The sequence below is a fragment of the Streptomyces verrucosisporus genome, assembly GCF_017114865.1.
GTDB classification, from domain to species: domain Bacteria; phylum Actinomycetota; class Actinomycetes; order Streptomycetales; family Streptomycetaceae; genus Streptomyces; species Streptomyces fenghuangensis.
Map to the genome: position 1 here is coordinate 614374 of NZ_JADEYH010000001.1, position 6632 is coordinate 621005.

A 6632-nucleotide genomic window follows, 5' to 3' on the forward strand; every position below is an offset into this window, starting at 1 on the left:
GCGTAGGTTTTCCCTGGGGACTGTGCCCACAGGCACAGGCGACAGCCGCGACTGCAATGGGAGACAACGCGCCATGAGCGATGTACTGGAGCTGGTGGACGTATCCGTGGTCCGCGAGGGTCGGGCTCTGGTGGAGGACGTCTCCTGGTCGGTGAAGGAGGGGGAGCGCTGGGTCATCCTCGGCCCCAACGGCGCCGGCAAGACCACCCTGCTCAACGTCGCCTCCAGCTACCTGTTCCCGACCTCCGGCGCAGCCACCGTCCTGGGCGAGAAGCTCGGCGCCGTCGACGTCTTCGAACTGCGCCCGCGCATCGGCATGGCCAGCAGCGCGCTCGCCGAGAAGCTCCCGCGCGACCAGACGGTGCTGCAGACCGTCCTCACCGCCGCCTACGGCATGACCGCCGGCTGGCGCGAGGACTACGACGAGGTCGACGAGCAGCGCGCCCTGGCCTTCCTCGACCGCCTCGGGATGAACGAGTACCTCGAGCGGAGGTTCGGCACCCTCTCCGAGGGAGAGCGCAAGCGCACCCAGATCGCCCGCGCGATGATGGCCGACCCCGAGCTGCTGCTCCTGGACGAGCCCGCCGCCGGACTCGACCTCGGCGGCCGTGAGGACCTGGTGCGCCGGCTGGGGCGGCTCGCCCGCGACCCGTACGCCCCCTCGATGATCATGGTGACCCACCATGTCGAGGAGATCCCCCCGGGCTTCACCCACGTCCTGATGATCCGCCAGGGCAGGGTGCTCACCGCCGGGCCGGTCGAGACGGAGCTGACCTCCGCCAACCTCTCGCGCTGCTTCGGCCTCCCCCTGGTCGTGGAGTACAACGGCGGCCGCTGGACCGCGCAGGGTCTCCCGCTCGGCTGACCCGGGCCCTACCATGGCGGTGTGGACGCATGGGTGTGGTGGCTGATCGCCGCCGTAGGACTCGGAATCCCGCTCGTACTCACAGCCATGCCGGAGTTCGGCATGTTCGCGGTGGGCGCCGTCGCGGCCGCGGCCGTCGCGGCGCTCGGCGGGGGGCTGACGGCCCAGGTGGTCGTCTTCGTGGTGGTCTCCACCGCGCTGGTCCTCGTCGTCCGCCCCGTCGCCAGACGCATGCGGCAGCGTCCCGAACACCGAAGCGGCGTCGACGCGCTGACGGGACGTCAGGCCGTAGTGCTCGAACGGGTCGACGGCTCCGGTGGGCGCATCAAGCTCGCCGGCGAGGTCTGGTCCGCGCGCACCCTCGACGCGAGCGCGTCCTACGAGCCCGGCGACCAGGTGGACGTGGTGGAGATCGACGGGGCGACCGCCGTCGTGATGTGATGGCGGGTGACCGCACGGTCACAGCGGTCACAACCGCCGGCGACGCCGACGGCGCAGTCAGCCGCGCTGGTCAGCCCGGTCAGCGTGAAATCCTAGGAACGCAGGGGGAGCCACGATGGACGCCATCATCATCGTGCTGATCATCCTGGTGGTGCTGGTCTTCATCGCACTCATCAAGACGATCCAGGTCATTCCACAGGCCAGCGCCGCGATCGTGGAGCGCTTCGGCCGCTACACCCGCACACTGAACGCCGGCCTCAACATCGTCGTCCCGTTCATCGACACCATCCGCAACCGCGTCGACCTCCGCGAACAGGTCGTCCCCTTCCCGCCCCAGCCGGTGATCACCCAGGACAACCTGGTCGTGAACATCGACACGGTCATCTACTACCAGGTCACCGACGCACGGGCCGCGACGTACGAGGTCGCCAGCTACATCCAGGCCATCGAGCAGCTCACCGTCACCACCCTGCGCAACATCATCGGCGGCATGGACCTGGAGCGCACCCTCACCTCCCGCGAGGAGATCAACGCGGCGCTGCGCGGCGTCCTGGACGAGGCCACCGGCAAGTGGGGCATCCGCGTCAACCGCGTCGAGCTCAAGGCGATCGAGCCGCCGACCTCCATCCAGGACTCGATGGAGAAGCAGATGCGCGCCGACCGCGACAAGCGCGCCGCGATCCTCCAGGCCGAGGGCGTGCGCCAGTCGCAGATCCTCACCGCCGAGGGCGAGAAGCAGTCCTCCATCCTGCGGGCCGAGGGCGAGGCCAAGGCCGCCGCGCTGCGGGCCGAGGGCGAGGCCCAGGCGATCCGCACGGTCTTCGAGTCCATTCACGCCGGTGACCCGGACCAGAAGCTGCTGTCCTACCAGTACCTCCAGATGCTCCCCAAGATCGCCGAAGGCGACGCCAACAAGCTGTGGATCGTGCCCAGCGAGATCGGGGACGCACTCAAGGGGCTCGGCGGCGCACTGGGCAACTTCGGCCCCGGAACCGGCCCCGCGGCCCCTTCCGGCGGCTCCTCGGGCGACGGCGGCGCGGGCCGCTCCAGTCTGACCAAGCGCCGGGAACAGCCGCCGATCGACTGACGACACCCCGCGCATCCCGCACCGCACCCGGATACACCGCGACCACGCCCCTCGGGCATGATCGGTGCACAAGACACCGACCGGCTGAGGGGCGTTGCGCGTGGACATCTGGGAGGCGCTGGCGGTCTTCGCCGCCGGCATAGGAGCGGGCACGATCAACACGATCGTCGGCTCGGGAACCCTGATCACCTTCCCCGTGCTGCTCGCGGTCGGGCTCCCGCCCGTCACCGCGAACGTCTCCAACACACTGGGCCTGGTGCCCGGCTCCATCAGCGGAGCCATCGGCTACCGCAGGGAACTGCGCGGACAGCGCGGCCGCGTACTGCGCCTGAGCGCCGCGGCCCTGGTCGGAGCGGTGACCGGGGCCGCACTGCTGATCACACTGCCCTCCGCGGCGTTCGACATGATCGTCCCGGTCCTCATCGCGCTGGCCCTGGTGCTCGTCGTCGCCCAGCCGCGACTGGCCCGCGCGATCCGGCGCCGCCGCGAGCGCGACGGCGGGGCCACCCACCCCCACGGCGGCCCCGCACTCCTCGGCGGCATGACCCTGGCCAGCATGTACGGCGGCTACTTCGGCGCGGCCCAGGGCGTCATCTACCTCGCGCTGATGGGCCTGCTCATCAACGACGACCTCCAGCGGATCAACGCCGTCAAGAACATCCTCGGCGCGATCGTCAACGGCTCGGCCGCGGTCTTCTTCCTCTTCGTCGCCGACTTCGACTGGACCGCCGTCCTGCTCATCGCGGTCGGCTCGGCGGTCGGCGGACAACTCGGCGCCCGGCTGGGACGCAGACTGCCGCCGACCGCCCTGCGCGCGGTCATCGTGGTCGTCGGTGCGGCGGCGATCGTCCAGCTCGTACTGAACTGAGCCGGACCGACCGGGCCGGCCACCGCACACGGCGGCCCCACCGGGAGCCTCATGCGGAGGCGGGCAGCGTCAGCCACTCCGGGAGCGTCTCACCGTCCCGCAGCCCCAGCGCGAGGACGAGCGCATCCGCCGGCGTCGGCTCGAACGGCTGTGTCAGCAGCCGCATGCCGGCCTGAGCGGGCGTGCGGTCGGCCTTGCGGTGGTTGTCCTCCGCACACGCCGCGACCGTGTTCAGCCAGGTGTCGCCACCCCCGCGCGAACGCGGCACGACATGGTCCACCGTGGTCGCCCGGCGCCCGCAGTAGGCGCACCGGTGCCGGTCCCGTACGAGCACCCCGCGCCGCGACCACGCCGCCCGTTGTCGGAACGGGACCCGTACGTATCTGCGGAGTCTGATCACCTGCGGCACCGGTAGGTCCACCCGCGCCGCCCGTACGCGCAACCCGGGGTGCGCCTGCTCCACCACGGCCTTGTCCTGCATCACCAGCACCACCGCACGCCGCAGCGACACCGTCGACAGCGGCTCGAAACCGGCGTTGAGCACCAGCGTCTCGCGCATCCCATCCACCTCCGGCACCCGCCCCCGCGGCGGGGTGGGACCACTGTGCCGCTGCCCAACCGGGTGGACAACGCAATTTCCGCACGGTGTACGGGAGACGGGAACGCGGCGACACCCGGATGACGCGGATGCCGGAAAGTGGGGCGGAAGTCCCGGGAGCGGAAGCGGGCGGGACGGTAGGGGCAGCCGACGCGGCCGCCCGTCCCCGACGGGCTCCGGCGGACGGCGGGAGCGAGCGCGCCCCGCCGCCCCCCGCCACCGCGGTGCCGACTGCCCGGCCACCACTGTGCGATCCGGAGACGACGGGGCGCAAAGGCTTTTCCCGGCCGCGGAACGGCCCTCGTTCCGGCCCGGCCCGTTCCTCAGCCTTCGGCGGACACCTCGTACTCACCGATCAGCTGTGCGCGGGCCAGCGTGTGGAACCGCAGCTTGAAACCGGCCACGGCGGGCGACGCGTCCGCGTCCACGCCCAGCTTCTCGGTGTCCACGGCGTAGACGGTGAACACATAGCGGTGCGGGCCGTCCCCGGGCGGCGGCGCGGCCCCGCCGAAGTCACGGGTGCCGTAGTCGTTGCGGACGTGCACCGCCTCCGCGGGCATACCCTTCATCGCACCCGTGCCGGCGCCCGCGGGCAGCTCCGTCACGGTCGCCGGGATGTCGGACACCGACCAGTGCCAGAAACCGCTGCCGGTCGGCGCGTCGGGGTCGTAGCAGGTGACGGCGAAGCTCCTGGTCCCCTCCGGAAAGCCCTCCCAGCGCAGGTGGGGAGAGGAGTTGCCCTCGGCGTGGACCTGATCGGGCTTCAGCCGGGCGCCCTCCACGACATCGTCACTCACGACCGTGAACGACGGCACCGGAGGGTGGAAGTCGTGGGGGAGCGGGCGCCGCTTCTGCTCGGTCACGTGGGAAAACCTCCTCGGTAGCGCGACATCGCTGCACCGGCCAGCCTAACGATCCCGGCCCTCCGGACAGCGCGGGGCGCGGCCCGGTGCGGCACCGGGCCGCGCCCCGCGCGAAGAACGCCCGAGCCCGTCAGAACCAGTTCCGCCTGCCGCCGACCTCGGCCAGCCACTGGTTGAGATAGGCGGCCCAGTCGGTCTGCTGGAAGTCCGACAGACCCACGGTGAAGGAGCGGTAGGTGTCGCTGCCCTCGCTGAACAGACCGGCCTTCTTGTCCATCTCCAGCACGACGTCCATCCCGTGCTCATCCGCGACGAAGCTCAGCTCGACCTGGCTCAGCCCGCGGTACTGCTGCGGGGCCAGGAACTCGATCTCCTGGTAGAAGGGCAGCTTCTGCCGGGTGCCGCGGATGTGCCCCTGTTCCATGTCCGCGCTCTTGAAGCGGAACTCCAGGGCCCCGAAGGCGTCCAGGATCGCCTGCTGGGCGGGGAGCGGGTGGACGTTCACCGGGTCGAGGTCACCGGAGTCCACCGCCTTGGCGATCGCCAGCTCCGTCGTCACCCCGATGTTCATCCCGGTCAGGTGGCGGCCCATGAACATGGTGATCGGGGTCTCCCACGGCACCTCCAGCCCGAAGGGCACCGTGTGCACCGCGCCCGGCTGGAGTTCGAAGGCACCGCCGAGCTGCATACGGTGGAACTCGACGTTCCTGGTGTACTCCTCCTCCCCGCTCTCCACCTCGACACGGGCCTGGAGACCGACCGACAGCCCCTGGATCTCCTGGGCGACAGATCCGCCCTGGATCCGCACCTCCCCCTGGACGACGCCGCCCGGAACCACGTTAGGCTCGGTCAGCACCGTCTCCACCGACGCCCCGCCTATGCCCACACTCGCGAACAGCTTCTTGAAGCCCATGTTCTTCCTCCCCCAGGCCCTGGCCTGTATGTCGTGCCGATCCCTATGAACGCCCGAAGTCTGCCGGACGGTTCCGCCGACCAGGGCCGCCGTCCGCAGTTGTTACCCGATGGCTGCACTACGCTCGGCAGGCGTGAGCGCCGACCACGACCGTAAGCCCCTGCCCCGCGCCTTCTTCGACCGGCCCGTTCTGGAGGTCGCTCCGGACCTGCTCGGCCGTGTCCTGGTCCGTATGACCGACGAGGGCCCGATCGAGGTCCGGCTGACCGAGGTCGAGGCGTACGCGGGCCGCATCGACCCGGGGTCGCACGCCTACCGGGGCCGCACCGAGCGCAACGCAGTGATGTTCGGCCCTCCTGGCCACGCGTACGTCTACTTCACCTACGGCATGTGGCACTGCTTGAACCTGGTCTGCGACGAGGAGGGCACCGCCAGCGGTGTGCTGCTGCGCGCCGGCGAGGTGCTGACCGGCCACGAGCACGCGCGGCGGCGGCGGCCGAAGGCACGTGACGACAACGAGCTGGCCAAGGGACCCGCCCGCCTGGCCACTGCTCTGGGCGTGGACCGTGTGCTCAACGGCACCGATGTCTGCGGCGGCGACGGGGACGCCCCGCTCCGTGTCCTGGCGGGTGCGCCGACTTCCCCGGGCCGTGTACGGAACGGTCCGCGTACCGGGGTGGGAGGTGAGGGAGCGCTACACCCGTGGCGCTACTGGATCACCGGCAACCCCTCGGTCAGCCCGTACCGGGCGCATCAGCCACGTCGCCGCCGGGCGCGGCTTGACGCTGGTCCGACCGAGGTCTAATGTGGGCCGAGCCGCTGGAACGGGACGAGATCCACGGCGACCGGACAGGTCGCGTGAGAGAGGCCCGGAGCGGACACCACCAGATACGGACTCCCCGATTCGGGGGTCGTTTCCGTTGCGCTCAAGCGTACGGAAAAGCGATCCGAATGGCTCGATTATGAGTCGCCGGAGAGATCCGCTAAGGTAGTGAAC

The 6632-nt window shown here is 70.6% G+C and carries 8 protein-coding genes; 5 read left to right on the forward strand and 3 right to left on the reverse strand.

All coding sequences use genetic code 11. The features are described 5' to 3' along the window. Positions 1-73: 73 nt before the first annotated feature. From IQ279_RS02810 to IQ279_RS02825, 4 genes are all read left to right on the forward strand, one after another. Positions 74-865 (forward strand): ABC transporter ATP-binding protein, encoded by a 792-nt coding sequence (locus IQ279_RS02810; protein ID WP_206346611.1) that lies wholly within the window; start codon positions 74-76, stop codon positions 863-865. A gap of 21 nt (positions 866-886) precedes the next feature. After that, positions 887-1306, forward strand: a complete 420-nt coding sequence (locus IQ279_RS02815) for an NfeD family protein (RefSeq protein ID WP_206346612.1) — start codon at positions 887-889, stop codon at positions 1304-1306. Positions 1307-1421: 115 nt separating this feature from the next. Then, entirely contained in the window at positions 1422-2393 is a 972-nt protein-coding gene (locus tag IQ279_RS02820; protein ID WP_206346613.1) for an SPFH domain-containing protein, read from the forward strand. Positions 2394-2493: 100 nt separating this feature from the next. Then, the gene (locus IQ279_RS02825; protein ID WP_206346614.1) at positions 2494-3261 is read left to right on the forward strand and encodes a sulfite exporter TauE/SafE family protein; all 768 of its coding nucleotides are present in this window, start codon (positions 2494-2496) and stop codon (positions 3259-3261) included. A gap of 49 nt (positions 3262-3310) precedes the next feature. Here the strand turns inward: IQ279_RS02825 and IQ279_RS02830 are convergent, their stop codons facing one another. The 3 genes from IQ279_RS02830 to IQ279_RS02840 all read right to left on the reverse strand — a co-directional run bounded on the left by IQ279_RS02830 (position 3311) and on the right by IQ279_RS02840 (position 5635). Beyond that, positions 3311-3820: an HNH endonuclease gene (locus tag IQ279_RS02830; RefSeq protein WP_206346615.1), complete on the reverse strand. Its 510-nt coding sequence runs from the start codon at positions 3818-3820 to the stop codon at positions 3311-3313. A 362-nt stretch (positions 3821-4182) separates the two neighbouring features. Then, positions 4183-4722: a YbhB/YbcL family Raf kinase inhibitor-like protein gene (locus tag IQ279_RS02835; protein ID WP_206346616.1), complete on the reverse strand. Its 540-nt coding sequence runs from the start codon at positions 4720-4722 to the stop codon at positions 4183-4185. A 130-nt stretch (positions 4723-4852) separates the two neighbouring features. Next, on the reverse strand, positions 4853-5635 hold the full coding sequence (locus tag IQ279_RS02840) for a sporulation protein (RefSeq protein WP_206346617.1): 783 nt from the start codon (positions 5633-5635) through the stop codon (positions 4853-4855). A gap of 133 nt (positions 5636-5768) precedes the next feature. On the opposite strand from IQ279_RS02840, the gene IQ279_RS02845 reads away from it, so the two are divergent. Then, the gene (locus IQ279_RS02845; protein WP_206346618.1) at positions 5769-6440 is read left to right on the forward strand and encodes a DNA-3-methyladenine glycosylase; all 672 of its coding nucleotides are present in this window, start codon (positions 5769-5771) and stop codon (positions 6438-6440) included. Positions 6441-6632: the final 192 nt, after the last annotated feature.